This window comes from Hydrogenophaga sp. (assembly GCF_030373225.1).
In the GTDB taxonomy this organism is placed as follows: domain Bacteria; phylum Pseudomonadota; class Gammaproteobacteria; order Burkholderiales; family Burkholderiaceae_C; genus Hydrogenophaga.
Map to the genome: position 1 here is coordinate 35,875 of NZ_JAUCZG010000021.1, position 25,978 is coordinate 61,852.

The following is a 25,978-nucleotide window of genomic DNA, read 5'->3' on the forward strand; positions in this document are numbered from 1 at the left end:
TTGATCAGGTAACCGCCTGCGCCAGTTCCCTGGCCAGGCGGTTGTGCCGTTCCAGCAGCGGCCCGAGGTCCACCGTGGTGAGCTGGCCCTGGCGCACCACCACGCGCCCGTTCACCACGGTGTGCGTGGCCTGCGCGCTGGCGCACAGCAGCAGGCTGGCCACCGGGTCGTGCACCGCGCCGCCGGCAAAACCCAGCGTGCGCAGATCGAACAGCGCGAAGTCGGCACACATGCCGGGGGTGAGGTGACCGATGTCGCTGCGACCGAGCACCCGTGCCCCGCCGCGTGTGGCGAGATGCAGCGCGTCGCGCGCCGTCATTTCTGCCGGTCCCAGGTCGCAGCCGAAAAAACTGGTGCCACCCCGCACCTCGGGCGGTTGCATGGCGCGGCCCACGCGCGCCAGCAGCAGCGCCTGGCGCGCCTCGGCGAGCAGGTGCGCGCCATCGTTGCTGGCGCTGCCGTCCACCCCCAGGCCCACCGGCACGCCGGCGTCGAGCAGGCGGCGCACCGGTGCGATGCCGGAGGCCAGCCGCATGTTGCTGCAAGGGCAGTGCGCCACGCCGGTGCGACTGGCGGCAAACAGCGAGATGCCGTCGTCGTCGAGCCTCACGCAGTGCGCATGCCACACGTCCTCGCCGAGCCAGCCGAGGTCTTGTGCGTACTGCGCGGGCGTGCGGTTGAACTTCTCCCGGCTGTAGGCGAGGTCGTGGTCGTTCTCGGCCAGGTGGGTGTGCAGGCGCACCCCCTGGCCCTTGAAGGAGCGGGCCAGCGCGGCGCTTTCCTTCATCAGCGCGGTGCTCACCGAAAACGGTGAACACGGCGCCAGTGCGATCTGCAACATGGCGCCGGGGCGAGCGTCGTGCCAGGTTTCGATCAGCCGCTGGCTGTCCTTGAGGATCGTGTCTTCGCGCTCGACCACCGAGTCGGGGGGCAGGCCGCCGGCACTCTGGCCCACGCTCATGCTGCCGCGCGTGGCCACGAAGCGCATGCCGATGGCCTGCGCGCCTTCGATGCTGTCTTCGAGCCGAACGCCGCCGGGATACAGGTAGAGGTGGTCGCTGCTGGTGGTGCAGCCGCTCATGAGCAGCTCGGCCATGGACACCTGCGTGGACACGCGCACCATCTCGGGCGTGAGGCCGGTCCACAGGGGATAGAGACCGCGCAGCCAGCCGAACAGCTCGGCGTTCTGCACCGCCGGAATCGCCCGGGTGAGGCTCTGGTACATGTGGTGGTGCGTGTTCACCAGACCGGGCACCACGAGGTGGCCGCGCGCGTCGATGGTCTCGTCGGCAGCCGCCAGCGCCGGCGGCAGGTCAGCCGCCGCTCCGATCCACTCGATCAGGTTGTTGCGAACGAACAGCGAGGCGTCATGCAGTTCGCGGCCCAGTGCCGGGTCGGCATGGTCGAAGGTGGCGATGCAGGTGGCGTGGTGGATCAGCAGGGTGGTCATGGTGTGTCGCGCAGCCAGTAGCCCGGCCGTGCGTAGATCTTCTTCAGGTGGTCGATGAAAAACCGCACCTTGGCCGGCAGGTGACGCTGCTGCGGGTAGACCGCCAGGATGTCGTATTCGGGCAGGGCGTACTCGTCGAGCACGGTCACCAGTTCACCGCGCTGCAGCTGCAGCTGGATCTCCCAGGTGCTGCGCCAGCCCAGGCCCAGGCCTTCGCTGACCCAGCGGTGCAGCAGCTCGCCGTCGTTGCAGTCCAGGTTGCCTTCGGCGCGCACCGTCACCGTCTTGCCGTCCTGCAAAAAATACCAGCCGCGCTGCTGGCCGCCCTGCAGGTTGAAGGCCAGGCAGTTGTGGCGCTTGAGGTCGTCCAGTGTCTTCGGCTTGCCGTGTTTGCGAAAGTAGGCCGGCGTGCCGCACACCACGCGCTGGTTGGTCGCGAGCTTGATGGCCACGAAGTTGGGGTCGATCACGTTGCCGATGCGCAGGCCCATGTCGTAGCCCTCGCGCACCAGGTCCACCACGCGGTCAGTCAGGTTGAAGGAAATGCGCACCTGCGGGTTGGCCTTGAGGAAGGCGCTGGCGTGCGGCGCCACGTGCATGCGCCCGAAGGCCGCCGGCGCCGACACCACCAGGTGCCCGCTGGCGCTGTGGCGTTGCGAGGAAACCGAGGCCTCGGCACTGGCCCACTGCGCCAGCAGGCCGCGGCATTCGTCGAGAAAGCTCGCACCCTGCTCGGTGAGCACGAGCCGGCGGGTGGATCGGTGCATGAGCTGCGTGCCCAGGCGCTTCTCCAGTGCGTCGATGCGCCGACCCATCATCACCGGCGTGATGCCGGCGTGCAGCGCGGCCGCCGCCAGGCTGCCGTGCTCCATCACCTGCACGAAGGCTTCGATTTCCTTGTATCGGTCCATGGGCGCATGTTATCCGGGCGATTGCATACCTGGGGTATCGAATCGACGTACCGCCAGTGGCATTCTCAAAACGGCACGGCCTCCCTAGCATCGGCACCAGTTCATTCACCCACCCCCCGAAGGAATCGACATGCCCAAGATGAAAGCCGCGATGGCCGCCGTGCTCGTGATGGAAAAGGAAGGCATCACCCAGGCCTTCGGTGTGCCCGGTGCCGCGATCAACCCGCTCTATGCCCAGCTGCGCGAGCGCCAGACGATTGCGCATGTGCTGGCGCGGCACGTGGAGGGCGCGTCCCACATGGCCGAGGGCTACACCCGGGCCAGGGCCGGCAACATCGGCGTGTGCATCGGCACCAGCGGGCCGGCCGGCACCGACATGATCACCGGCCTGTACTCGGCCATCGCCGACAGCATCCCGATCCTGTGCATCACCGGCCAGGCGCCGCGCGCCCGCCTGTACAAGGAAGACTTCCAGGCGGTCGACATCGAGGCCATCAGCAAACCGGTGACCAAGTGGAGCGTGACGGTGCGCGAGCCCGCGCTCGTTCCCCGCGCCTTCCAGCAGGCCTTCCACCTGATGCGATCGGGCCGCCCCGGCCCGGTGCTGATCGATCTGCCGATCGACGTGCAGATGGCCGAGATCGAGTTCGACATCGACACCTACGAGCCCTTGCCGGTCTACAAACCCGCTGCCACGCGCAAGCAGGTGGAGAAGGCGCTGGACATGCTGGCGGCCTCCGCCAAGCCGCTCATCGTGGCCGGCGGCGGCATCATCAACGCCGACGCGTCCGACCTGCTGGTGGAGCTGGCCGAGCTGACCGGCGTGCCGGTGATTCCCACGCTGATGGCCTGGGGCAGCATTCCCGACGACCACCCGCTGATGGCCGGCATGTGCGGCCTGCAGACCAGCCACCGCTACGGCAACGCCACGATGCTGGCGAGCGACTTCGTGCTGGGCATCGGCAACCGCTGGGCCAATCGCCACACCGGTTCGGTGGAGGTCTACACCCAGGGCCGCACCTTCGTGCACGTGGACATCGAGCCGACCCAGATCGGCCGCGTGTTCAATCCCGACCTGGGCATCGTGTCCGACGCGAAGATCGCGCTCGAACTCTTCGTGCAGGTGGCGCGTGAGCGCAAGGCAGCTGGTGCCCTCAACGACTACACGACCTGGGCGGCGCGCTGCGCCGAGCGCAAGAAGCTCATGCAGCGCAAGACGCACTTCGACCAGGTGCCGATCAAGCCGCAGCGGGTGTACGAAGAGATGAACGCCGCCTTCGGCCGCGACACGGTCTACGTGTCCACCATCGGCCTGTCGCAGATCGCCGGTGCCCAGTTCCTGCATGTCTACGGGCCGCGCCAGTGGATCAACTGCGGTCAGGCCGGCCCGCTGGGCTGGACCATTCCCGCTGCGCTCGGTGTGGTGGCCGCCGACCCCACCAAAACCGTGGTCGGGCTCTCGGGCGACTACGACTTCCAGTTCCTGGTCGAAGAGCTGGCCGTGGGCGCGCAGTTTCGCCTGCCCTATGTGCAGGTGCTGGTGAACAACAGCTACCTCGGCCTCATCCGCCAGGCGCAGCGCGGCTTCGAGATGGACTATTGCGTGCAGCTGGCTTTCGAGAACCAGAACGTGGACGACCCGGCGCTCAAGGGCTACGGCGTGGACCACCGTGCGGTGGTGGAAGGCCTGGGTTGCAAGGCGCTGCGCGTGACCGACCCGGGCAAGATCCAGGAGGCGTTGCGCGAAGCCCAGCGGATGGCGCGCCAGTACAGTGTGCCGGTGGTGGTGGAGGTGATTCTCGAGAAGGTCACCAACATCGCCATGGGCACCGAGATCAACGCCATCAACGAGTTCGAAGACATCGAGTGCCTGCATCCCGAGGGCCGCGAAGGTCTTGTGGCAGCCGGATTATTGGAATGACACCCCCGCCACGGCTCCACTGATTGCTGAAAGAAAACCGACATGCCCCGTTTTGCTGCCAACCTCTCCATGCTCTGGAACGAGCTGCCGTTTCTCGACCGTTTTGCCGCCGCTTCAAAAGCCGGTTTCAAGGCGGTGGAGTTCCTGTTTCCCTACGACCACCCCGCCGAGGAGGTCGCCAAGCGGCTCAAGGACCACCACCTCGAACTGGTGCTGCACAACCTGCCACCGGGCGACTGGGCCGCGGGCGAGCGCGGCATGGCCTGCATTCCCGGGCGTGAAGACGAATTCCGCGCCGGCGTGGCCAAGGCGGCCAGCTATGCGCCGGTGATCGGTGTGCAGCGCTGGCACTGCATGGCCGGCCTGGTGCCTGCCGGCGTGAGCCAGGCGCAGGCGCGCGCGACCTGGGTGGGCAATGTGCGCCACGCGGCCGCCGAAGCCGGCAAGCTCGGCCTTCCACTGCTCATCGAGCCGATCAACCACTTCGACATGCCGGGCTACTTCGTCAACCGCCCGCGCCAGGCCATCGAGCTGATGGACGAGGTCGGCTGCGACAACGTGTTCCTTCAGTACGACATCTACCACGCGCAGCGCATGGAGGGTGAGCTGGCCAACACCATCCGGGACCTGCTGCCGCGCATCCATCACATGCAGCTGGCCGACACCCCGGGCCGCCATGAGCCCGGCACCGGCGAGATCGATCACCGCTTCCTGTTTCACCACATCGATGCGCTGGGCTACACCGGCTGGATCGGCTGCGAATACAAACCCGAAGACGCGACACCTGGCGGCACCGACCGGGGCCTCGCCTGGCTGGCCGCGCACGGTCAACAGCTTTGAACCCACCACCCGGAACCCACATGACCAAAAACGGACTCAAAGTCGGCTTCATCGGCCTGGGCACCATGGGCACGCCCATGGCACTCAACCTGCTCAAGGCCGGGCACACCCTCTTCGTGAGCAGCCGCAGCAAGGTGCCCGAGGCCTTTGCCGAGCAGGGCGCCACCATCTGCACCAACGCCACCGAGGTGGCCCGCCGCGCGGACATCATCATCACCATGGTGCCCGACACGCCGCACGTGGACGACGTGCTGTTTGGCGAACACGGCGTGGCCAAGGGCCTGCAGGCCGGCAAGGTGGTGGTGGACATGAGCTCCATCAGCCCCATGGCCACCAAGGCGTTCGCGCAGAAGATCAACGCGCTGGGCTGCGACTACCTGGACGCGCCGGTCAGCGGCGGCGAGGTGGGCGCGAAGGCCGCCAGCCTCACCATCATGGTGGGCGGTTCACAGGCCGGCTTTGACCGCGTGAAGCCCTTGTTCGAGGCCATGGGCAAGAACATCACCCTGGTGGGCGGCAACGGTGACGGCCAGACCACCAAGGTGGCCAACCAGATCATCGTGGCGCTCAACATCGAGGCCGTGGCCGAAGCCCTGCTGTTCGCCAGCAAGGCCGGCGCCGACCCGGCCAAGGTGCGCCAGGCGCTCATGGGCGGCTTCGCAGCCAGCCGCATTCTGGAGGTGCATGGCGAACGCATGATCCAGCGCACCTTCCAGCCGGGCTTTCGCATCGAGCTGCACCAGAAGGATTTGAACCTCGCGCTGCAGGGCGCCCGTGAGCTGGGGTTGAGCCTGCCGCACACGGCGAGTGCGGCGCAGTTGATGCAGAGCTGCGCGGCGCACGGCATGGCGGCCCTGGACCACTCGGCGCTGTGCCGAAGCCTCGAGCTGATGGCAAACCACCCGATCGCGCCAGAGCCGGGGGCGTGACTTCCATGCACTCCCTCTACCGCTCGCGGGAGAGGTTTGGGGTAAGGGACTGCATTCTCTAAACTCCCCGCCATGCCCAACACGACCCCATCCTCCGGCCTCGCCGACCCCCGAGCCCTGCTGCGCCACCTGTTCGATGTGGCGGTGCAGCGCGCGCTGCCCTTGCACAACACGGCCGCCTTCCTGCCGCCGCCGCCCAAAGGCCGCACCGTGGTGATCGGCGCCGGCAAGGCCGGTGGCGCCATGGCGCAGGCGGTGGAAGCGCTGTGGCCCGCAGACGCGCCCCTCTCGGGCCTGGTCGTCACGCGCTACGACCACACGCCGCCGCGTCCCGCAGGCCTGAAAGAACGCATCGAGGTGGTGGAAGCCGCGCACCCGGTGCCCGACGCCGCGGGCCTGGCTGCGGCGCAGCGCATCCTGCAACTCACGCAGGGCCTCAGCGCCGACGACCTGGTGCTCTGCCTGATCTCCGGCGGCGGTTCGTCGCTGCTCACGCTGCCGGCCGAGGGCCTCACGCTCGAAGACAAGCAGCGCATCAACCGCGAGCTGCTGCACAGCGGCGCCAACATCCTGGAGATGAACACGGTGCGCAAGCACCTCTCGCGCATCAAGGGCGGGCGGCTCGCTGCCGGCTGTGCACCCGCCCGCGTGGTCACCCTCACCATCAGCGACGTGCCGGGCGACGATGTGAGCGTGATCGCCAGCGGCCCCACCGTGGCCGACGCCACCACCTGCGCCGATGCGCTCGACATCCTGCAGCGCTACGGCATCGAGGTGCCCGCAGCCGTGCGCGCGCAGCTCGAGCGCGGCGAACTCGAAACGCCCAAGCCCGGCGACGCACGGCTGCAGGGCCACGAGGTGCACCTGATCGCCACGCCGCAGCAGAGCCTGGAGGCGGCGGCCGCCGCCGTACGCGCGCTCGGGCTGCACGCCTGTGTGCTCAGCGACGAAATCGAAGGCGAGTCGCGCGAGGTGGGCAAGGTGCATGCGGCGCTGGCCCGTTCGGCCGCGCTGGGCCGCAGCGATTTCAAGACGCCGTGCGTGATCCTCAGCGGCGGCGAGACCACCGTGACCGTTCGACCCCGCGTCGAAGGACAGGCCAGGGGAAAGGGCGGCCGTGCCGGTGAGTTCTGCCTCGGCCTGGCGCAGGCCTTGAACGGCATCCCCGGTGTGTGGGCACTCGCCGCCGACACCGACGGCATCGACGGCATGGAAGACAACGCCGGCGCAATCGTTGCCCCGGATACCCTGGCCCGCGCCGCAGCGAAAGGCCTCAGGGTCACCGAGCACCTCGCGCGCAACGATGCCCACGGCTATTTCCAGCCGCTGGGCGACCTGGTGATCACCGGCCCCACGCACACCAACGTGAACGATTTCCGCGCCGTGCTGGTTATCTGACGCGGGCAGGCGCAGGACGCCAAAGTCAAAGCGACTGGCGCCAAGTGCTCCGCCTGACCACAACCGTCTCCTGGGGTGTTGTCGCCAAGCTTGGAGCGCATTTCCGAGGGTGATGCTGCCTCGGCTACGATGACGCCGATCGGCCAGAAGCGGAAGTTCGAGAAAGCATGAAGGTCTTAGTCAGAGGCTCATCCAACTACAGGCGGCCAGGGCTTCTCGACTGGCTCTGGATTGCCAGCGGCATTTTCCTCCTCGTGCTTATGGTTTCGATGTGGGCGGGCTATCGGAATCAGTACGGCATTGCGAGCACCGCGCTTGCTTTTGGCGTGATGACGACCGCCATGCTGATTCGCCATTGGAGTCGCAGGGCACCGCTTCGTCGATGGGGGGCCGTCATCTCCCACTCGGAACGGCCTGTGGCCTATCACGTTTGCTGCGCCGCGCTGGTCTGCTTCGCATTGATGGCATGTGCTGGAGCAGTGATAAGCCTGCTCAAATAGCCATAGCAGGCCTCTTCATTTCGAATCTCACCGTCCGTTCAGGGCCCGTTGCAGCCGGTCAACCTGCCAAGGTCCAGGACTGGTGCGCAGCGGTTGACGACATTGACGACGCCATTACTGGCGCACTGTCTCCTCCAAGTTGCGGTCATCAAGCCCAGTGCAAGCACACGGATTGAAGGTCAGCTCTTGGGGCAATGCCGACGGAGATTCGCTGGATCTCGCTGCCACAAAGCGGCTGTTCGATGGCCACTCGTGAACTCCAACGGCGACGCCACCGGGCGCTTGATGCCGTAGTACCTGGACGTTTTCATCTCTATCTCCGCATACCCAAGGCTGCGTTGGTTCGATTCGTTGGTCCTCGCTGGCCGCGTGATGTGGCGGCAAGGCTGCCCCAGAGCTTGGCGATCGTGTCGCCGCCGCGCCTGTCGGCGTCGGGGCTTTGATCGTCCGGGCTTTGTCCTCGCTCATGTCAGCCGCATCTCTCGCTTCAATCGACATGCGCCGACTGCCCTGCGTGGCAGCTCGATGTGACGCGAATGTCCCTGCGCTGATCCGCCCCATTCCCGGCCCCCCACGCAGCAGCGCCGCACACGCCTATAGTTGACTGAATTACTCAAGTATCAACGCTGGCAAAGCGGTCTTGTCCGACGGGTCGGATGCCACAAAGAAAGTCGCATTGCAGGTCGCGATCGCGGCTGACTGGACCAGCGATGCACTGCAAGGACCCCGCCGGGGTTGTTGGTGCGCAGGTTTTCAAACAAGGATCGACCATGACGATGACATTGACTGACCGTGCCGCAGCGCAGATCCGGCGCCAGCTCGAAAAACGCGGCTCGGGCATCGCGCTGCGCATAGGCATCAAGAAGGTGGGCTGTACGGGGCTGGCCCACACCTTCGAACTCGCCGATGAGATTCGCCCCGGCGAACACAGCTTCATGTCACACGGTGCGCTCGTGGTGGTCGATTCCGAGAGCCTGGTGGTTCTCGACGGTTCGAACATCGACTTCGTCACCGAAGGCCTCAAACAAAGCTTCAAGTTCGACAACCCCAATGTCGACAGCCAGTGCGGCTGCGGTGAAAGCTTCAACGTCAAGAAAACGGCCAGTCCCACCAAAACTTAGGCGCTGTGCCGCCCACGTTTTCTTCAAGCCAGACAACCCGCCAGAAGGAACACCATGAGTGAACTACTGCAACAACTCGTCAACCAGCCCTACAAGCATGGGTTCGTCACGGACATTGAATCCGATGTCGCCCCCAAGGGACTCAGCGAAGACACCATTCGCATGATTTCGGCCAAGAAAAACGAGCCCGCCTGGCTGCTCGAATTCCGGCTCAAGGCCTATCAAGTCTGGCTGCGAATGAGCGAGCCGGCCTGGCCCAATGTGCACTACCCAAAGATCGACTTTCAGGCCATCAGCTACTACGCTGCACCGAAGAAGAAGCCCAAGCTCAGCAGCATGGATGAGGTCGATCCCGAGTTGCTGCGCACCTTCGAGAAGCTCGGTGTGCCGCTGCACGAGCGCATGGCGCTGGCCGGCGTGGCGGTCGATGTGATCTTTGACAGCGTGTCGGTGGCCACCACCTACAAGGCCAAGCTGGCCGAAGCGGGCATCATTTTTTGCTCGATGTCCGAAGCCGTGCTGGAACACCCAGAGCTGGTGAAAAAGTACCTGGGCACGGTGGTGCCGACAGGCGACAACTACTTCGCCGCGCTCAACTCAGCGGTGTTCACCGACGGCTCGTTCTGCTTCATCCCCAAAGACGTCAAGTGCCCGATGGATTTGTCCACCTACTTTCGCATCAACACCGAGGAGTCGGGCCAGTTCGAACGCACGCTGATCGTGGCCGAAGAAGGCGCCACCGTGTCCTACCTCGAAGGCTGCACCGCACCCGCCTTCAGCAGCAACCAGCTGCATGCGGCCGTGGTTGAACTGGTGGCACTGGACAACGCAGACATCAAATACTCGACGGTGCAGAACTGGTATGCAGGCGATGAAAACGGCGTGGGAGGCATCTACAACTTCGTCACCAAACGCGGCCTGGCAAAAGGCGTGAACTCGCGCATTTCCTGGACGCAGGTTGAAACCGGCTCGGCCATCACCTGGAAGTACCCATCGGTTATTTTGCGCGGAGACAACTCGGTCGGCGAGTTCTATTCGGTGGCGGTGACCAACCACCACCAGCAGGCAGACACCGGCACCAAGATGATCCACCTGGGCAAGAACACACGCAGCACCATCGTCAGCAAAGGCATCTCTGCCGGGCGGTCAAGCAACAGTTACCGCGGCCTGGTCAAGGTGGCGCCCACGGCCACTGGCGCGCGCAACTATTCGCAGTGCGACTCGATGCTGATCGGCGACAAATCGGGCGCACACACCTTCCCCTACATCCAGGTGCGCAATCCCGGCGCCCAGGTCGAGCACGAGGCATCGACCTCCAAGATCGGCGAGGAACAGCTGTTCTATTTTGCCCAGCGAGGCATCAGCGCCGAAGCGGCGGTGTCCATGATCATCAATGGATTCTGCAAGGATGTTTTTCAACAATTGCCGATGGAGTTCGCTGTCGAAGCGACTCAGCTTCTCGGCTTCAAACTCGAAGGAGCAGTCGGATGATTCACCCCAACAACCCGGTTTTACTTGAAGTGCGCGGCCTGTGCGCCAGCGTCAACGGCATCGACATTCTCAAGGGCCTGGACTTCACGGTCAGGCGCGGAGAGGTCCACGCCATCATGGGACCCAATGGCTCGGGCAAGAGCACCTTTGCCAAAGTGCTGGCCGGCCACACGGCTTATCAAGTCACTGCCGGCAGCGTGCAGTTCGAGGGTCAAGACCTGCTGACGCTGGCACCCGAAGCGCGCGCTTTGGCGGGCGTGTTTCTGGGTTTTCAGTATCCGATTGAAATACCCGGCGTGGCCAACAGCCAGTTTTTGCGCCTGAGCTACAACACACTGCAGGCGCAGCGAGGTCAGGAAGAACTGGACCCGCTGGAGTTTGACGACCATGTGCGCGAGAAAATGAAGCTGCTTGAGATGAGCCCCGATTTTCTGGATCGCAGCGTCAACGAAGGTTTTTCAGGCGGTGAGAAAAAGCGCAACGAAATCCTGCAGATGGCGCTGCTGGAGCCTCGTCTGGCGATTCTGGACGAGACCGATTCCGGTCTTGACATCGACGCGCTGCGCATCGTCTCGCAGGGCGTGAACCAGCTCGGCAACCCCGACAACGCCGTCATCCTGGTCACGCATTACCAACGGCTGCTGAACTACATCGTGCCCGACTATGTGCACGTGATGGAAGCCGGCCGCATCATCAAGACCGGCGGCAAGGAGCTCGCGCTGGACCTGGAGGCGCGCGGCTACGACTGGGTCAGCGCCGACCATGAAGCGGCAAGCCACAACGAGGTCAATGCATGAGCAGCGCCACCGCCCTGCGCCCGCCAACGGTGGACCACCTGGCCACGCTGCTGGCCGGTCAGCCGCTGCTGGCGCCAAGCCAGTGGGCATACGTGAACACGCTGCGGGAACAGGCCCAGGCGGCTCTGGGTGCGCTTGCCATGCCCACGCTGCGCGACGAGGCCTGGCGCTTCACCGACCTGGCGCCGCTGCACCAGCAGAAGTTCCAGCTGGCGCTCCAGGCAAGCCGGCTGCAGCTTGAGGACATCGCGCCGTTTTGTCTTGATGACGCCGTTTGCCGGCTTGTGTTTGTGGATGGCGTTCATGCGCCGCACTTGTCCAGCCTGGCCCCTGAAAGCGGGGTGGTCGTGCGCGACCTGCCGACCGCCATGGCCACCCACACGGCCGCGCTGGTGGCGCAACTGGGTCGCCAGCAGGCGCTGGGCGACGACGTGTTTGCAGCGCTCAACACCGCCTTTGTGCAGGACGCTGCGGTCGTGGTGCTGCCGCGCGCCATCGAGCTGGCGCAGCCGGTGCACCTGCTGTTCGTGGCGACGCAGGCGGGCGCGCTCAGCCACCCGCGCTGCCTGGTGCTGGCCGAAGCGGGCAGCCGCGCGACGCTGATTGAAGACTACGTGGCGCTGCAGGACTCAGCCTCCATGGCCTATCTGGTGAATCCGGTGACGGAAATCGTGCTGGCTGCGCAGGCGCAGCTCACGCATGTCCGCGTGCAGCGCGACGCTGCGCAGGCGTTTCACATTGCCAACTGCGCAGTGTCCGTGGGGCGCTCGGCGAACTACCAATCGGTCAGCGTGGCCATGGGCGCACAGCTGTCTCGCTACTCCCTGCGGGTTTTGCTGGACGAGGGTGCCGGGTGCGCCGTAGACGGCCTCGCGCTGGTGGCCGGCAGCCAGTTGGCCGACACCCACAGCTGCATCGACCACGCCCAGCCGCACGGCAGCAGCCGCCAGCTGCACAAGTGCATTGCCGACGACAGCGCGCATGCGGTGTTCAACGGCAAGGTGATCGTGCGTCCCGGCGCCCAGCGCACCGACTCTGCGCAGTCCAGCCGCAACTTGCTGCTGAGCGGCCGGGCCCAGGTCGACACCCAACCGCAGCTGGAGATCTTTGCCGACGACGTGAAATGCACCCATGGCGCCACCATTGGCCAGCTCGGTGCTGAAGAAATGTTTTACCTGCAGAGTCGCGGCCTGTCGGACAGCGCCGCGCGACAGCTGCTGACGTACGCCTTCGGCGCCGAGATCCTCGATCGCATTCCCCTCGCCTCTTTGAAACACCAGTTGCAACAGCGCATGCTGGCGCGAACCGGCGGCCTGCCATGAACGCCCGCCTGAATGCTGTGATCGCCGCGCCCACCGATCTGGATGTCGAGCGCGTGCGCGCCGACTTTCCCATCCTGCAGACCATGGTCGGTGGCAAGCCCCTGGTCTACCTCGACAATGCCGCGTCGAGCCAGATGCCGCAGCCCGTCATCGACCGCCTCGCGCGCTACCAAAGCACGGAGCACGCCAACATCCACCGCGCGGTGCACACCCTGTCTGAGCGTGCAACCGCAGCCTACGAGGCAGCGCGTGTCACGTTACAGCGATTCATCAATGCGCCCGACGAGCGCGAGGTGATCTTCACCAGCGGCACCACCGAGGCCATCAACCTCGTGATGCACGGCTACGGCCGCAAGTTCATCAAGGCCGGTGACGAAATCATCCTGACCACGCTGGAGCACCATTCCAACATCGTCCCGTGGCAGATGCTGGCCGAAGAAACCGGTGCGATCATCCGCGCGCTGCCGATCAACGATGCTGGCGAGCTGTGCATGGACCAGTTCGAGCCGTTGTTCAACGCGCGCACCAGGCTGGTTGGCGTGAGCCATGTTTCCAACGCCCTGGGCAGCATCAATCCGGTCAAGCAGATGATTGCGCTGGCGCACAGCCACGGGGTGCCGGTGATGGTCGATGGCGCGCAGGCGGTGCCGCACCTGCCGGTGGACGTGCAGGACCTGGACTGCGACTTCTACGCCTTTTCGGGCCACAAGCTGTGCGGGCCCACCGGCATTGGCGTGCTCTACGGCAAAGCGGCGCTGCTCGAAAAAATGCAGCCCTTCAAAGGCGGCGGCGACATGATCCTGTCGGTGTCGTTCGAGAAGACGGTCTACAACACCATCCCCCACAAGTTCGAGGCCGGCACACCGCCAATTGCTGCCGCCATCGGGCTGGGCGCGGCGGTCGACTACGTGTCATCCCTGGGCATGGACGCGATTGCCCGGCATGAGCACGCGCTGCTGCAGTACGCCACCGGCCTGCTGCGCGAGCTGCCCGGCTTGCGTCTCATCGGCACGGCCCGGCACAAGGCGGCGGTGCTGTCATTCACGCTGGACGGCATCCACCCGCACGATGTTGGCACGCTGCTGAACCAGGACGGCATTGCGGTGCGCACCGGCCACCACTGCGCGCAGCCAGTGATGACGCGCTTCAAGGTACCAGCCACCACGCGCGCCTCGTTTGCGTTCTACAACAGCATGGCCGAGGTGGATGCGCTGATTGCCGGCATCCGCAGCGTTCGACAGGTGTTTGCGTAATGGCCGACTACAAAGCCCTCTACCAGGAGGTGATCCTGGACCACAACAAAAAGCCGCGCAACTACGGCACTTTGGCCCACCCCAGCCACCACGCCGAGGGCCACAACCCGCTGTGCGGCGACCATCTCAGCGTGGCACTGCGATTGCAGGACGAGACCATCGACCAGATCGCCTTCCAGGGCGAGTCCTGCGCGATCTGCAAGGCATCGGCCTCGATGATGACGGCCGCCGTCAAAGGCAAGACGCGTGAGCAGGCCCAGGCCTTGAGCCAGGAATTTCTGGCCATGGCCACCGGCAAGCTCGACCTGAACCAGCCCAACCAGATCGGGCGGCTCGCGGTTTTTGCCGGCGTGCGAGATCTGCCCACGCGCGTCAAGTGCGCGATTTTGCCGTGGCACACGCTGCAGGCCGCTTTCAATTCGCAGGCCATGGCCAGCACAGAAACGTAGATTTTTATGACGGTTTACTCCCTTGAAAGACCAACATGCTGACGGCAAATGAACTGAAAAACTACATCGTGAACGGCTTGGCCTGCGACCACGCCCAGGTGCTGGGCGATGACGGCCAGCACTTCGAGGCGGTGGTCGTGAGCCCGCAGTTCGCCGGGAAAACCCGGGTCCAGCAGCACCAGCAGGTCTACCAGGCGCTGGGCGATCGCATGCGCTCGGAAATCCACGCGCTGTCGCTGCAAACCTTCACGCCCGAGGCCTGGGCGAAATCGATTCCTCAATAACTTTGGAACTCACATGAACACCCACGAAAAAATTCACGCACAGGTCAATGGCAATGCGGTGGTGCTCTACATGAAAGGAACGCCGCAGTTCCCGCAGTGCGGCTTTTCAGGCGCCACGGTGCAAATACTCAAGGCCTGCGGCGTGCACAACTTTGCTGCCGTTGACGTGCTGGCCGACCCGGAGATCCGCACCGGTATCAAGGCCTATGCCAACTGGCCGACCATTCCGCAGCTCTACGTCAACGGCGAACTGGTGGGCGGCGCCGACATCGTGCGAGAGATGTACGAGTCGGGCGAGCTAAAGACGCTGGTCAATCCGTCAGGGGCTTCATGACCTTGCCATTGCCCTCGCGTCACATCCGCTAGGTGCATTTTCTTCAGGAGGCTTGAATGCCGAAAATTGCCGAAATCGACGACACACCGAACCCGAACGCGGTCAAGTTCACGCTTCACGAGCCGCTGACCTGGGGTGTTTCGCACTCCTATGAGACTGCAGAGCAAGCCAGCGGCGACGCGCTGGCCTCGGCGCTGTTCGCCATTCCCCATGTCAGCAACGTGTTTTACGTGGACCGTTGGCTGACCGTGACGCAGGACGGCGGCGCTGACTGGCCGGAGCTGGTGCGGCTGATTGCCGTACCGCTGCGCGCCGCGCCGGCCGCCGCTGCGCAATCGGCCGCCGCCGTGTTTGCGGCACGGGTGTCCATCGACCACATGAGCAAGGAAGACCAGGGGCGATTGGATGTCATCAGCGAGCTGCTCGATGAGCGAATCCGGCCGTCGCTGCAGGCCGACGGAGGCGACCTGCATGTGGTGGGCCTGGCCGGCAACTACCTCAGCATCCACTACCAGGGTGCCTGCGGCAGCTGCCCGAGCTCGATCTCCGGCACGCTGGCCGCGATCCAGAACCTGGTGCGCACGATCGAGCCGGAACTCGCCGTGGTGTCGGTGTAGCTTGCCGCCGCGACAGGCCAGCAGCCCGCGAGACACCCTGCCATGACAACTCTTCATCCCTGAACTCACAAGGCAGGTAACACCGCAATGCAGAAAACAGACCCCGCACAAAAGCCCGCGCAAGGCGCCCGGCCCCAGCCAGCCATAGGCTCCGGGAAACTGCCAGGCATCCGTCACCTCATTGCGGTTGGCAGCGGCAAGGGCGGCGTCGGCAAGTCCACGGTGAGCGTCAATCTGGCGCTGGCGTTGCAGCAGCGCGGGGCGCGCATCGGGCTGGTCGATGCCGACATCCTGGGCCCCAGCATCCCAGGCATGCTGGGCATCCCGACCGGTGAGCCACCAGCAATGACGGCAGACAACCGGATGATCCCGGCGCAGCGGCACGGCCTGAGGGTCGTGTCCATGGGCATGCTGACCGGCGACGACCAGCCGGCCGTACTGCGCGGGCCGATGGTGGGGAAGTACCTCAAAATGTTCGTTGATGGCGTGCAATGGGGCGAGCTGGACTACCTGATCCTGGACCTGCCGCCCGGCACCGGCGACACCCAGCTGACTCTGGCGCAGAGCATGCCGCTGTCGGGCGTGGTGATCGTGACGACACCGCAGGCCGTGAGCCTGAAGATCGCCCGCCGGGGCCTGCGCATGTTCGAGAAGGTGCAGGTCCCGATTCTCGGCATCGTCGAGAACATGTGGACCTTCACCTGCCCACACTGCGGCGAGACCACGGACATCTTCCGCCACGGCGGCGGCGAGCTGATGAGCGAGGAACTCGGTGTGCCGTTCCTGGGCGCCTTGCCGTTGGCCGCCGAGGTCGTCACCTGCGGCGATGAAGGGCGTCCCATCGTGGTCGCGCAACCGGCGTCGCTCAGCGCACGGGTGTATGCCGCCATCGCCGACGCGCTGGTCGAGCAGGTGCACGCGGCGGTCACGGTGCTCAAGCCCTTTGTCTGGAAATGGGACAGCAACGAGGGTGCACCAGCCTGGATGGAAGGCGCTGTGCAGCCTGCCGGCGCGCGCACCGTCCCGGTGGGCCTGCTGCGCCGCGATCTGCGCACCTTGTCGCTGCTGTGGGAAGACGGCCATCGCGACGACCTCGATGTGCGCGACCTGCGCCTGGCCTGTCGCTGCGCCCTCTGTCTGGAGGAGATGAGCGGGCGCAAGCTGCTCGACCCCCGGACGGTGCGGGCCGATGTGAGCCCGCGCCAGATCACCAGCATCGGCAACTACGCGATCCAGTTCGACTGGAACGACGGCCACAACAGCGGGATTTATGCCTTCAACGACCTGCGCGCCCTGGGCGAACGGGCTGGTCTGCAAAGCGTCGAAGATGTCTGAAGCCCTGGCGCCGGATCGGATTCGGGCGGAACAGCCGGTCAGCATCCGCGCCGAGGCATCGCTGGTCGATCCCGACAGCTGCAAATTCACAGTCAGCTGCAGCGTGCATCCGGGCGGCTCCTTCTTTTTTGCCGACAGAGAACGCGCAGCCGGGTCGCCGCTAGGCGAGCGGCTGTTTGCGCTGGGCGGTGTCGCCAGCGTGCTGATTGCCGGGAACGTGGTGACCACCGGCAAGGCACCGGACGCTTCCTGGACCGGACTCAAAGCGGCCATAGGCTCGGTCATCCGAGCGCAGCTGCTCAGCGGCATGCCGGCGATCCTGGAGACGGTGGCTCCCGGCGGCACGCTGGCCAGGTCAGACGCCGAACTGGGCGCAGCGGTTCAGGAACTGCTGGACCGGGAGGTCAATCGCTCCATTGCCAGTCACGGCGGCAAGATTTCGCTGGTGGAGGTGCAGGGTGGCCGGCTCTTCATCACCATGAGCGGCGGCTGCCAGGGCTGCGCCTCGTCGCAGGTGACGCTGCGCGAGGGCTTCGAAGTCATGGTGAAACGGGTGGCGCCCGAGATCACGGCCATTGTCGATGCGACGGACCACGCGGCGGGGAAGCAGCCCTTCTACCCGCGCGCTGGTTCGATGCCAGGGTGATCAGAAAGTAGCTGCATGTCAAAACGACTGCCCCACGAAGTCTTCACGTCTCTCAGGCAGCAAGCCGGAAACAGCGGTGCCATACGTGCCTTCTATCTTGGAACGTGTTCATGACCACCGATTCGGCGCAGTCCCTAAGGCCAAGCCGGCTTCAACCTTTGACCAGCAGCAGCGTGGACGGCCGACGCCCGCGCGTGGTCATCGTCGGCGCCGGCTTCGCCGGCCTCAGTGTCGCGAAGCGGCTCGCCAGGGCGCCGGTGGACATCACCCTGATCGACCGGGAGAACCACCACCTCTTTCAGCCGCTGCTCTACCAGGTGGCCACGGCCGGCCTGTCGCCGGCGGACATCGCCTGGCCCATTCGAAGTCTGGTGCGGGACCAGCGCAACACGAGCGTGCTGCTGGGCGCGGTCACGGGCGTCGATTGTGTGCAAAAGCGCGTGATCATGGCGCACCACCATATTGGCTATGACGTTCTGGTGCTCGCGACCGGGGCGACCCATGGCTACTTTGGCAATGACAGCTGGGCCGCCCATGCGCCCGGCCTGAAGACGATCGACGATGCCACGGAGATCCGCCGCCGTCTGCTGCTCGCCTTTGAGTGCGCGGAGATGGAATCCGATGCGCGCGAGCGTGAACGGCTCCTCACCATCGTCATCGTGGGCGGCGGACCGACCGGGGTCGAACTGGCCGGCGCTGTAGTCGAGTTGGCGCGCAAAGCGCTCGCGGCCGACTTCCGCTCCATCGATCCACAGCAGACGCACGTGCTTCTGGTCGAGGCCGGGCCACGCCTGCTGCCAGGCTTTCCAGAGCCACTGTCGAACCATGCCGAACGGGCGCTTCGTCGAGTCGGCGTGGATGTGCGCCTGCAAAAGGCCGTCACGCACTGCAGTGCGACCGGGGTCACGCTGGGCGACGAAAGCGTGTCCGCAGGCACGATGATCTGGGCCGCCGGGATCGTTGCTTCGCCAGCTGTCAACTGGCTCGCCGTGGCAGGCGATCGGGTTGGTCGTGTAGTGGTCGGGCCCGATTTGCGGCCACCCGGCATGGACGACGTTTTCGTCATCGGCGACACGGCGCTCGTCCAGGATGTTGCCGGCAAGCCACTTCCCGGCATCGCCCCGGTCGCCAAGCAGCAGGGGGCCTATGTGGCCGAGGCCATCAGGGCGCACCTCGCCGGCAAGACCGCGCTGCCACCCTTTCGCTATCGGGACCGGGGCCTGCTCGCCACGGTCGGCCGCAAGACCGCTGTCATCGCGTTCGGGCGCCTGCGGCTCAAGGGATGGTTTGCATGGTGGATATGGGGCATCGCTCACGTCTTCTTCCTGATCAGCGTGCGCAATCGGCTGATCGTCGTGACGCAGTGGCTCTGGTCCTACGTCAGCTACGAGCGCGGTGCCCGGCTCATTACGGGCATGCGCACCAAATCCAGATTTTTTGACTGAAGGATTGAAATGAGTGAATGGCCAGCACTGCGGCTTGCGCGTCAACCAGGACAACAGCATCATGAACATTGAAACCATCCGCTTCAGAAGCATCGTGTCGGTGCTGCCGCACGCGTCCACGATCAACCCCCGGCCGGACCAGCAAAGGGGCGCCCTCAAGACCAAGCGCGACGCGACCAATCCCGACGACCGCCTGCCCAAGCCCGAATGGATCCGCGTCAAGGCGGCGAGTCCGACAGGCCGCTTTCGCGAGACCAAGGACATCGTGCGCGCCCACCAACTGATCACCGTGTGCGAAGAAGCCTCTTGCCCCAACATCGGTGAGTGCTGGAGCAAGGGCACGGCGACCTTCATGATCATGGGCGACAAATGCACGCGCCGCTGCCGCTTCTGCAACGTCAGCACGGGCCGGCCCGACCCGCTGGACGCCGACGAGCCGCAGCGCCTGGCCGAGACCATCGCGCTGATGAAACTCAACTACGTCGTCATCACCTCAGTCGACCGCGACGATTTGCGCGACGGCGGCGCCGGCCATTTTGTGCGGTGCATCCAGCGCATACGCGCGCTGGCACCCAGCACCACCATCGAGATCCTGACGCCCGACTTCAGCGGACGGCTCGACCTGGCGCTGGACATCCTGGACGCCGCGCCGCCCGACGTGCTGAACCACAACATCGAAACCGTGCCGCGCCTGTACAAGGAAGCGCGCCCCGGCGCAGACTTCCAGAACACCCTCAACCTGCTGCAGGGCTTCAAGGCGCGGCAGCCCGGCATTCCCACCAAATCCGGCCTGATGGTCGGCCTGGGCGAAACCGACGAAGAAGTGCTGGACGTGCTGCAGGCGCTGCGCGCCCATGGCGTCGACATGCTGACCATCGGCCAGTATCTGCAGCCCACCAGTGGCCACATGCCCGTGCGGCGCTATGTACATCCCGATGTCTTCAGGATGTATGCCGATGCAGCCAACCGCATGGGCTTCAGGCACGCGGCTTCCGGTCCCCTAGTCCGCAGCTCGTACCACGCCGACGAACAGGCGCGAGCGGTGGGTCTCCTTCCACGCTGACGCGCTGTCCAACCCCGGTTCCAGCAATCCCTGCTTCTGCTTTCATCCCCTCCAATCACCATGCAACAACCCACCCGTGATGCGCTTGTGACCGAAACCGAGACCTCGACCAACAAGGACAAGATCAAGTTCCTGCTGCTCGAAGGCATTCATCCCTCGGCCGTCGCCGTGATCCAGGCGGCGGGGTACACGCAGATAGAAAGCATCGCGGGCGCTCTGTCTGGCGAAGCGCTCGAGAGCAAGCTCCGTGGCGTGCATTTCCTGGGCATTCGTTCGCGCACCCAGCTGACACAGCAAGTGCTGGCGCATGCCAACCGGCTGGCCGCAGTGGGATGCTTCTGCATCGGCACCAACCAGGTGGATCTGGCGGCGGCGCGTGATCTGGGCATCGCGGTCTTCAACGCGCCCTTCTCCAACACCCGATCGGTGGCCGAGCTGGTGTTGGCCGAAGCCATCCTGCTGATGCGCGGCATCCCTGAGAAGAGCGCTGCGGCGCATCGCGGCGGATGGCTCAAGTCGGCAAAGGGCGCCTTCGAGGTACGCGGCAAAACCCTGGGCATCGTGGGTTACGGCGCGATCGGCACGCAGCTGTCGGTGCTGGCCGAGGGCCTGGGCATGAAAGTGATCTTCTTCGACGTCGTGAGCAAGCTCCCCCTGGGCAATGCCAGCCAGGTTGCCCGTCTCGAGGACCTGCTGGCTCAAGCCGACGTCGTGAGCCTGCATGTACCCGAGACCGCAGCCACCCGATGGATGATCGGCTCGGCCCAGATTGCCGCGATGAAGCATGGCGGCGTGCTGATCAACGCATCACGCGGGACCGTCGTCGACATCGAGGCTCTGGCCGACGCCTTGCGAGGCAAGCGCCTGGCTGGCGCAGCCATCGACGTGTACCCCGAGGAGCCGGGCAGCAACGACGAGCCCTTCGAATCGCTCCTTCAGGGCCTGGACAACGTGATCCTGACACCGCACATCGGTGGGTCCACGGTGGAGGCCCAGGAGAACATCGGTATCGAAGTCGCAGCCAAGTTGGTCAAGTACAGCGACAACGGGACCTCGACCTCGTCGGTCAACTTCCCCGAAGTCGCCCTGCCCGCCCACCCCGGCAAATACCGTCTTCTGCACGTTCATCGCAACGTGCCGGGTGTGCTTGCGGAGATCAACCGGGTCTTCTCTGACCTCCACATCAACATCGCCGCGCAATATCTGCAGACCCACGCAGATGTAGGCTACGTGGTGATCGACATCGATGCCGAACACGCGGCCCTGGCGCGGGCCAGGCTGGCGGATGTTCCCGGAACCTTGCGCAGTCGGGTCTTGTTCTGAAAGGGCCCGAAGCTTGAGCTCATTGTCTGTCGGCACAGTCAACGACGGCACCTGTCAGGTGCAGGACGTGAGGGGTGACCACGTCGGCAACCTGAAATGGATCCGGGGTGCGTGGAAGTTCAAGGCCATCGGCCATGACGAGGTGGGGGCGGTCATTCCGGGCGGTGGGCCTCTGACCGACCGGCACAACACTGTGTTCGCCAGCCTCGACGTGGCGCAGATCAACAAGGTGCTTGGCAGTGCCTTCGATGCCCACCCGACAGTTCACGAACCCAACCTCTCTCCTGATAAATTGATTCGTTCGAACGCACCTTTGGTAGCGCGAGGCTGACTGAATTCTGGTTAGCCCGGACCGGCAGGTTGCCTGCGACGCCCGCCCTCCGGAGGCAGAACGCCAGGGTGCGAGGACCTGCGGACTTGGGCGTCCAAGGATCTTCTCGAGTATTGACTGCTGCAGGATCGCGGCCATGACTTTTGTCCGGGCACAGCGAATTGGCGGATACTCCACGGTCTGTTTTGTTTCGCTTCGTTGGAAGCCAGGATCGAGCCACTCTGAACCGGTCAGTGGGGAGTACCTGCTTCTGGCCGATCAGCGACATCGTATCCGAGGGGATGCATCAAGGCATGCATGAATCATGCGAACCGAGCGCCCCAAGACGGATGTCCCATCGCAACCATCCTGGCAGCGGAACAGGCCGGTTGCATCTACTCAGGCAGTCGTCGGCTGACGCCGTGGCACAAAGCGCTGCAAGTCCATGAATTTGCGTGCCCGCCAGAGCAAATTCTCCAGCTGCCTGCGGCAGCGACCTGCCGGCGGTTACAAGTCGGCCCGGGGGATCGTTTCTAATGTCGCCCTGGCCACCGGTGTTCCGGTCTGGCCACCGCTGACGGGCGTGCACGCCCAACCCGGTCGGCAACCCACCCTGTTCTTGATGCCGATTGCGCCTGTGGGGCGCCAAGGAATGCTTTTTTGCGCAGCAACTTCAACCGTTCAGCCCTGGTGCGCCAGCTTGCCGGCTGGCAGGCCGCGCCCGCCGAGCCGCCGCGCCAGGACCTGGCCGAGCGGCTGGGCCAGTGGTTCAACGTGGCCGATGCGATCGCGCTGAGTTCGGCTCACCAGACCATGCCCGCCGTGGCACGCGCGCGGCGCCCGGCGGTGCCGGCCGGCGCTCGTGGTGCGCAGGCCGAATTGAAGCGCGTGCGCGCCACGCTGAGCCAGGCCATCACCAAGCCACCGGCCGAACCGGGCGACGAGGGCAGCGACGACACGGACGCCGGCTTTGCTGCGCACCACCAGCGCTGCCTGGAGCAGCAGCGGCGCATGGACATGGCGATCGAAGCGCTGCGTGGCCATGTGCGCGAGACCTTGTCGCAGACCTCTGCGCGCCTGGCGCAGCTGGCCGCGCTGGACGCCGCGCTCGAGCCGCTGCTCGGCGGGCGCGAGCAGCGGCTGCTGGCCAGCGTGCCCACCTTTCTCAAGGCGCGCCTTGCGCAGCTGCGCCAATCCCACCCCGACGGCTGTCAGCCGCTGTTTGAACACGAGCTGCAGCAAACGCTGCTGGCCGAGCTGGACCTGCGGCTGCAGCCCGTGGTCGGCATGGTCGAGGCCCTGAGCCAGGAAGTGACACAACACCCATGAACCCCAACGCATCGAACCGTTTTTCTGTCCTGGGCGCCTTTGCGCTCGGTCTCGCCGCCCTGGTCTGGGTCGGATGGGGCTTCGTCGGCACCAGCGCCATTGCGCTGGCCATGACCCTGGCCATCGGCGCTGGCTACCTGTTGGGCGCGCAGGAGGTCCGGCGTTTTCGTGCCGTCACCGCCGCACTGGCCGAGGCACTGCAGGCGGTGCCGCAGCCGCTGGCGCGGCTGAGCGACTGGCTGGAGAAACTGCCACCGGCCCTGCAAAACCCGGTGCGTGCGCGCATCGAGGGCGAGCGTGCCGCCTTGCCCGGCCTGGCTCTCACGCCGTATCTGATCGGGCTGCTGGTGATGCTGGGCATGCTGGGCACCTTCCTGGGTCTGGTGGTCACCTTCCGCGGCGCGGTGTTCACACTGGAAGGCACGGCCGATCTGCAGGCCATCCGCTCGGCGCTGGCCGAACCCATCAAGGGGCTGGGCCTGGCCTTCGGCACCTCGGTGGTGGGTGTGGCCACCTCGGCCATGCTCGGCCTGATGTCGGTGATCAGCCGGCGTGAACGGCTGGCCGTGGTGCGCGAACTCGATGCCCGCACCGCCAACGTGTTCCGGCCGTTTTCGCTTGCCCACCAGCGCAGCGAGACCTTCAAGGCGCTGCAGGAGCAGGCCGGTTCCCTGCCGACCGTGGTGGACCGGCTGCAGACCCTGATGGAACAGATGGAGCGCCGCGGCCAGCAGCTCGACGAGCAATTGCTGGCGCGCCAGGCCGAGTTCCATCGTGAAGCCCGCACGGCCTACCACGAGCTCGGCGAGTCGGTCGCGCGTTCGCTCGGCGAGAGCCTGTCTGCCGGTGCGCGTATCGCCCGCGACACGCTGCAGCCGGTGGTGGAGAACGCCATGGCGGCCGTTGCCGCCGATGCTGCAAGCCTGCACGAACGTGTGTTCGACGCGGTGCGAAGCCAGACGGGTGAACTGCTCACGGGCGTGCAGCACACCCTGCACCTGGCGCAGGCCGACCAGGCCCAGGCACTGGCGCAGAGCGCGACCCTGTGGCGCGAGGAACTGGCCACGCTGCGCCGCGAGGAACGTGCCCGTGGCGAGGCCGCCGTGCAGCGTCTGGGCGAATGGCAGACCTCGCTCAACGCCCAGGTGGCCACCCACCTCGGCGCGCTGGGCTCGGCCATCGAGGCACCGGTGGCGCGTCTGCTGGAGGCTTCGCTGCAGGCGCCCCGGGCCGCGGCCGAGCTGATCGCGCAGCTCAAGCGCGAAACCACCGGGCTGGGCGAGCGCGACCAGCGGGCGCTGCAGGAACGCGTCACGCTCATGAACAACATCGACAGCCTGTTGCAGACGGTGCAGCAGGCCACCGGCGCGCAGCATGCAGCGATCGAATCGCTGGTCGCTTCGGCCGGCAGCGTGCTCGACCAGGTGGGGCGCCAGTTCACCGAGACGGTGGGCGCGCAGGCCGGGCGGGCCGAGGACGTGGCCGCGCAGGTCAGCGGCAGCGCCATCGAGCTGGCTGCGCTGGGCGAAGCCTTTGGTCACGGCGTGCAGCTCTTCGCCGCCACCAATGAAAAACTCATCGGCAGCCTGCAGCGCATGGAAGCCGCAGTGGGCCAGTCGATGCAGCGCAGCGACGAGCAACTGGCCTACTACGTGGCACAGGCGCGCGAGGTGATCGACCTGAGCCTCAGCTCGCAGCAAGGCATCGTCGAAGACCTGCGCCGCTTGCGCAATGAACAGAAGAGCGCGGCGGAGAGCGCCGCATGATGACCGGGCTGGACAAGCTCGTGGACGACGGCATCGACGAAGGCGCGGGCGAGCAGAGCGCACCGATCTGGGCCGTGTTCGGCGACCTCATGGCCGGGCTGGTGGGTGCCTTCGTGCTCATCCTGATCGGTGTGCTGGTGGTGCAGATGGACCTGGTGGCCAGCCTGCAGTCCGAGGTGCAGAAACGCCAGCAGGAGGAGGCCCGCCGCATGGCGCTGGAAAAGGCCCTGGCCATTCCGCTGCAGAACGGCCGCGTGACGCTGGACAACGGGCGCATCGGCATCAGCGGCAGCGTGCTGTTTGCGCTCAACTCCGACGAGCTGCGCGCCGAAGGCCGACAGATCCTCCAGAGCCTGGTGCCACCGCTGCAGGTCTATCTGGGCGAGCGCGACGAGATGCTGATGGTCAGCGGCTTCACCGACGACCGCCCGGTGCAGGCCGGCAACCAGCGTTATGCCGACAACCTCGAACTCTCGGCGCAGCGCGCGCTCACCGTGACGCGCGCCCTGATCGAGGAGGGCATGCCACCGCAGCGCGTGTTCAGCGCCGCCTTCGGCGCCGAACAACCGGTGGCCTCCAACGCCGACGAGAAGGGCCGAGCGCTCAACCGGCGGGTGGAGATGGCGCCCGTGCCCAAGGCAGGCCAGCGTGAGTGATCCGGTGCAGGCGCACTTTGTGGCGGCGCTCGAGCGGCGCATGCAGCGCGCGCCCGAGGCCGTGCAGCGTGTGCTGCGTGCCCGGCTGCAACAGGCCTGGCCCGGGCAGGCGTCTACCGGGTCGCCCACCCCGGCTGCCCACACCCGGGCGCCCTCGCCACTGGCACAACTCAACCGCGACATCGCCGCCACCGCCCCACCCGGGCGCGAGCTGCGCAGCGCGCAAAGCTTCCGCGACACCTGGTCGCGCATCTGTGCCGACGACGAGGTGACCCAGGCCGTGGCGCAAGGCCCCGAAAACGCCGGCCCGCTGAACTCGCACAGACTGGTGCTGCGAACGCTGGCGCTGATGCGCGACCTGTCGCCCGACTACCTGCGTCGCTTTCTCTCGCACGCCGACACGCTGCTGTGGCTGGAACAGGCGCAGTCGCCAGGCCGACCCAAGCCGCCCGCCGCCAAACCCAGGCCGGCGCGCAGCAAAAAATAAG

The 25,978-nt window shown here is 65.8% G+C and carries 25 protein-coding genes; 23 read left to right on the top strand and 2 right to left on the bottom strand.

Going from position 1 to position 25,978, the window contains the following annotated elements:
• Positions 1 to 4 precede the first annotated feature (4 nt).
• Both QUV35_RS12695 and QUV35_RS12700 read right to left on the bottom strand, forming a co-directional pair.
• Positions 5 to 1,450, bottom strand: a complete 1,446-nt coding sequence (locus tag QUV35_RS12695) for an 8-oxoguanine deaminase (protein ID WP_300874467.1) — start codon at positions 1,448 to 1,450, stop codon at positions 5 to 7.
• Complete coding sequence (locus QUV35_RS12700) at positions 1,447 to 2,361, bottom strand: LysR family transcriptional regulator (RefSeq protein ID WP_300874470.1); 915 nt, start codon at positions 2,359 to 2,361, stop codon at positions 1,447 to 1,449. The genes QUV35_RS12695 and QUV35_RS12700 overlap by 4 nt, the downstream gene beginning before the upstream one ends.
• A gap of 130 nt (positions 2,362 to 2,491) precedes the next feature.
• On the opposite strand from QUV35_RS12700, the gene gcl reads away from it, so the two are divergent.
• From gcl to QUV35_RS12815, 23 genes are all read left to right on the top strand, one after another.
• Positions 2,492 to 4,282, top strand: coding sequence for a glyoxylate carboligase (gene gcl, locus QUV35_RS12705; RefSeq protein ID WP_300874473.1), 1,791 nt, complete (start codon positions 2,492 to 2,494; stop codon positions 4,280 to 4,282).
• A 42-nt stretch (positions 4,283 to 4,324) separates the two neighbouring features.
• The gene (hyi, locus tag QUV35_RS12710) at positions 4,325 to 5,122 is read left to right on the top strand and encodes a hydroxypyruvate isomerase (RefSeq protein ID WP_300874476.1); all 798 of its coding nucleotides are present in this window, start codon (positions 4,325 to 4,327) and stop codon (positions 5,120 to 5,122) included.
• Positions 5,123 to 5,142: 20 nt separating this feature from the next.
• Positions 5,143 to 6,051: a 2-hydroxy-3-oxopropionate reductase gene (gene glxR / locus QUV35_RS12715; RefSeq protein ID WP_300874478.1), complete on the top strand. Its 909-nt coding sequence runs from the start codon at positions 5,143 to 5,145 to the stop codon at positions 6,049 to 6,051.
• A gap of 72 nt (positions 6,052 to 6,123) precedes the next feature.
• A complete protein-coding gene (locus QUV35_RS12720) occupies positions 6,124 to 7,449 on the top strand; it encodes a glycerate kinase (protein WP_300874480.1) in 1,326 nt (441 codons plus the stop codon).
• Positions 7,450 to 8,719: 1,270 nt separating this feature from the next.
• On the top strand, positions 8,720 to 9,070 hold the full coding sequence (locus QUV35_RS12725; protein WP_133611371.1) for an iron-sulfur cluster assembly accessory protein: 351 nt from the start codon (positions 8,720 to 8,722) through the stop codon (positions 9,068 to 9,070).
• Positions 9,071 to 9,124: 54 nt separating this feature from the next.
• On the top strand, positions 9,125 to 10,561 hold the full coding sequence (gene sufB / locus QUV35_RS12730) for a Fe-S cluster assembly protein SufB (RefSeq protein WP_300874487.1): 1,437 nt from the start codon (positions 9,125 to 9,127) through the stop codon (positions 10,559 to 10,561).
• Complete coding sequence (gene sufC / locus QUV35_RS12735) at positions 10,558 to 11,358, top strand: Fe-S cluster assembly ATPase SufC (protein ID WP_300874488.1); 801 nt, start codon at positions 10,558 to 10,560, stop codon at positions 11,356 to 11,358. The genes sufB and sufC overlap by 4 nt, the downstream gene beginning before the upstream one ends.
• Positions 11,355 to 12,680 carry a Fe-S cluster assembly protein SufD gene (sufD, locus tag QUV35_RS12740; RefSeq protein WP_300874490.1) on the top strand — a complete coding sequence of 442 codons (1,326 nt, stop codon included), beginning with the start codon at positions 11,355 to 11,357 and terminating at the stop codon, positions 12,678 to 12,680. The genes sufC and sufD overlap by 4 nt, the downstream gene beginning before the upstream one ends.
• The gene (locus QUV35_RS12745) at positions 12,677 to 13,933 is read left to right on the top strand and encodes a cysteine desulfurase (protein WP_300874492.1); all 1,257 of its coding nucleotides are present in this window, start codon (positions 12,677 to 12,679) and stop codon (positions 13,931 to 13,933) included. Before sufD ends, QUV35_RS12745 begins: the two co-directional genes overlap by 4 nt.
• Positions 13,933 to 14,382 carry a Fe-S cluster assembly sulfur transfer protein SufU gene (gene sufU / locus QUV35_RS12750; RefSeq protein ID WP_133611376.1) on the top strand — a complete coding sequence of 150 codons (450 nt, stop codon included), beginning with the start codon at positions 13,933 to 13,935 and terminating at the stop codon, positions 14,380 to 14,382. Before QUV35_RS12745 ends, sufU begins: the two co-directional genes overlap by 1 nt.
• A 35-nt stretch (positions 14,383 to 14,417) precedes the next feature.
• Positions 14,418 to 14,666, top strand: coding sequence for a BolA/IbaG family iron-sulfur metabolism protein (locus tag QUV35_RS12755; RefSeq protein ID WP_300874496.1), 249 nt, complete (start codon positions 14,418 to 14,420; stop codon positions 14,664 to 14,666).
• Positions 14,667 to 14,679: 13 nt separating this feature from the next.
• Positions 14,680 to 15,000, top strand: coding sequence for a Grx4 family monothiol glutaredoxin (gene grxD / locus QUV35_RS12760; RefSeq protein WP_300874499.1), 321 nt, complete (start codon positions 14,680 to 14,682; stop codon positions 14,998 to 15,000).
• Between the two features lie 56 nt (positions 15,001 to 15,056).
• Entirely contained in the window at positions 15,057 to 15,617 is a 561-nt protein-coding gene (locus QUV35_RS12765) for a NifU family protein (RefSeq protein WP_300874502.1), read from the top strand.
• 87 nt (positions 15,618 to 15,704) lie between these two features.
• Entirely contained in the window at positions 15,705 to 16,952 is a 1,248-nt protein-coding gene (locus QUV35_RS12770; protein ID WP_300874505.1) for a P-loop NTPase, read from the top strand.
• Complete coding sequence (locus tag QUV35_RS12775; protein ID WP_300874508.1) at positions 16,945 to 17,598, top strand: NifU family protein; 654 nt, start codon at positions 16,945 to 16,947, stop codon at positions 17,596 to 17,598. Before QUV35_RS12770 ends, QUV35_RS12775 begins: the two co-directional genes overlap by 8 nt.
• Before the next feature lie 110 nt (positions 17,599 to 17,708).
• Positions 17,709 to 19,043: an NAD(P)/FAD-dependent oxidoreductase gene (locus QUV35_RS12780; protein WP_300874511.1), complete on the top strand. Its 1,335-nt coding sequence runs from the start codon at positions 17,709 to 17,711 to the stop codon at positions 19,041 to 19,043.
• 61 nt (positions 19,044 to 19,104) lie between these two features.
• Positions 19,105 to 20,106 (top strand): lipoyl synthase, encoded by a 1,002-nt coding sequence (gene lipA, locus QUV35_RS12785; protein ID WP_300874514.1) that lies wholly within the window; start codon positions 19,105 to 19,107, stop codon positions 20,104 to 20,106.
• 60 nt (positions 20,107 to 20,166) lie between these two features.
• Entirely contained in the window at positions 20,167 to 21,429 is a 1,263-nt protein-coding gene (gene serA, locus QUV35_RS12790; RefSeq protein ID WP_300874517.1) for a phosphoglycerate dehydrogenase, read from the top strand.
• 13 nt (positions 21,430 to 21,442) lie between these two features.
• Positions 21,443 to 21,760 carry a hypothetical protein gene (locus tag QUV35_RS12795; RefSeq protein ID WP_300874520.1) on the top strand — a complete coding sequence of 106 codons (318 nt, stop codon included), beginning with the start codon at positions 21,443 to 21,445 and terminating at the stop codon, positions 21,758 to 21,760.
• A 639-nt stretch (positions 21,761 to 22,399) separates the two neighbouring features.
• The gene (locus QUV35_RS12800; protein ID WP_300874523.1) at positions 22,400 to 23,068 is read left to right on the top strand and encodes a DUF3348 family protein; all 669 of its coding nucleotides are present in this window, start codon (positions 22,400 to 22,402) and stop codon (positions 23,066 to 23,068) included.
• Positions 23,065 to 24,834 (top strand): hypothetical protein, encoded by a 1,770-nt coding sequence (locus QUV35_RS12805; protein WP_300874525.1) that lies wholly within the window; start codon positions 23,065 to 23,067, stop codon positions 24,832 to 24,834. Before QUV35_RS12800 ends, QUV35_RS12805 begins: the two co-directional genes overlap by 4 nt.
• On the top strand, positions 24,834 to 25,490 hold the full coding sequence (locus QUV35_RS12810; RefSeq protein WP_300874549.1) for an OmpA family protein: 657 nt from the start codon (positions 24,834 to 24,836) through the stop codon (positions 25,488 to 25,490). The genes QUV35_RS12805 and QUV35_RS12810 overlap by 1 nt, the downstream gene beginning before the upstream one ends.
• Positions 25,483 to 25,977, top strand: a complete 495-nt coding sequence (locus tag QUV35_RS12815; protein ID WP_300874527.1) for a DUF2894 domain-containing protein — start codon at positions 25,483 to 25,485, stop codon at positions 25,975 to 25,977. The genes QUV35_RS12810 and QUV35_RS12815 overlap by 8 nt, the downstream gene beginning before the upstream one ends.
• Position 25,978: the final 1 nt, after the last annotated feature.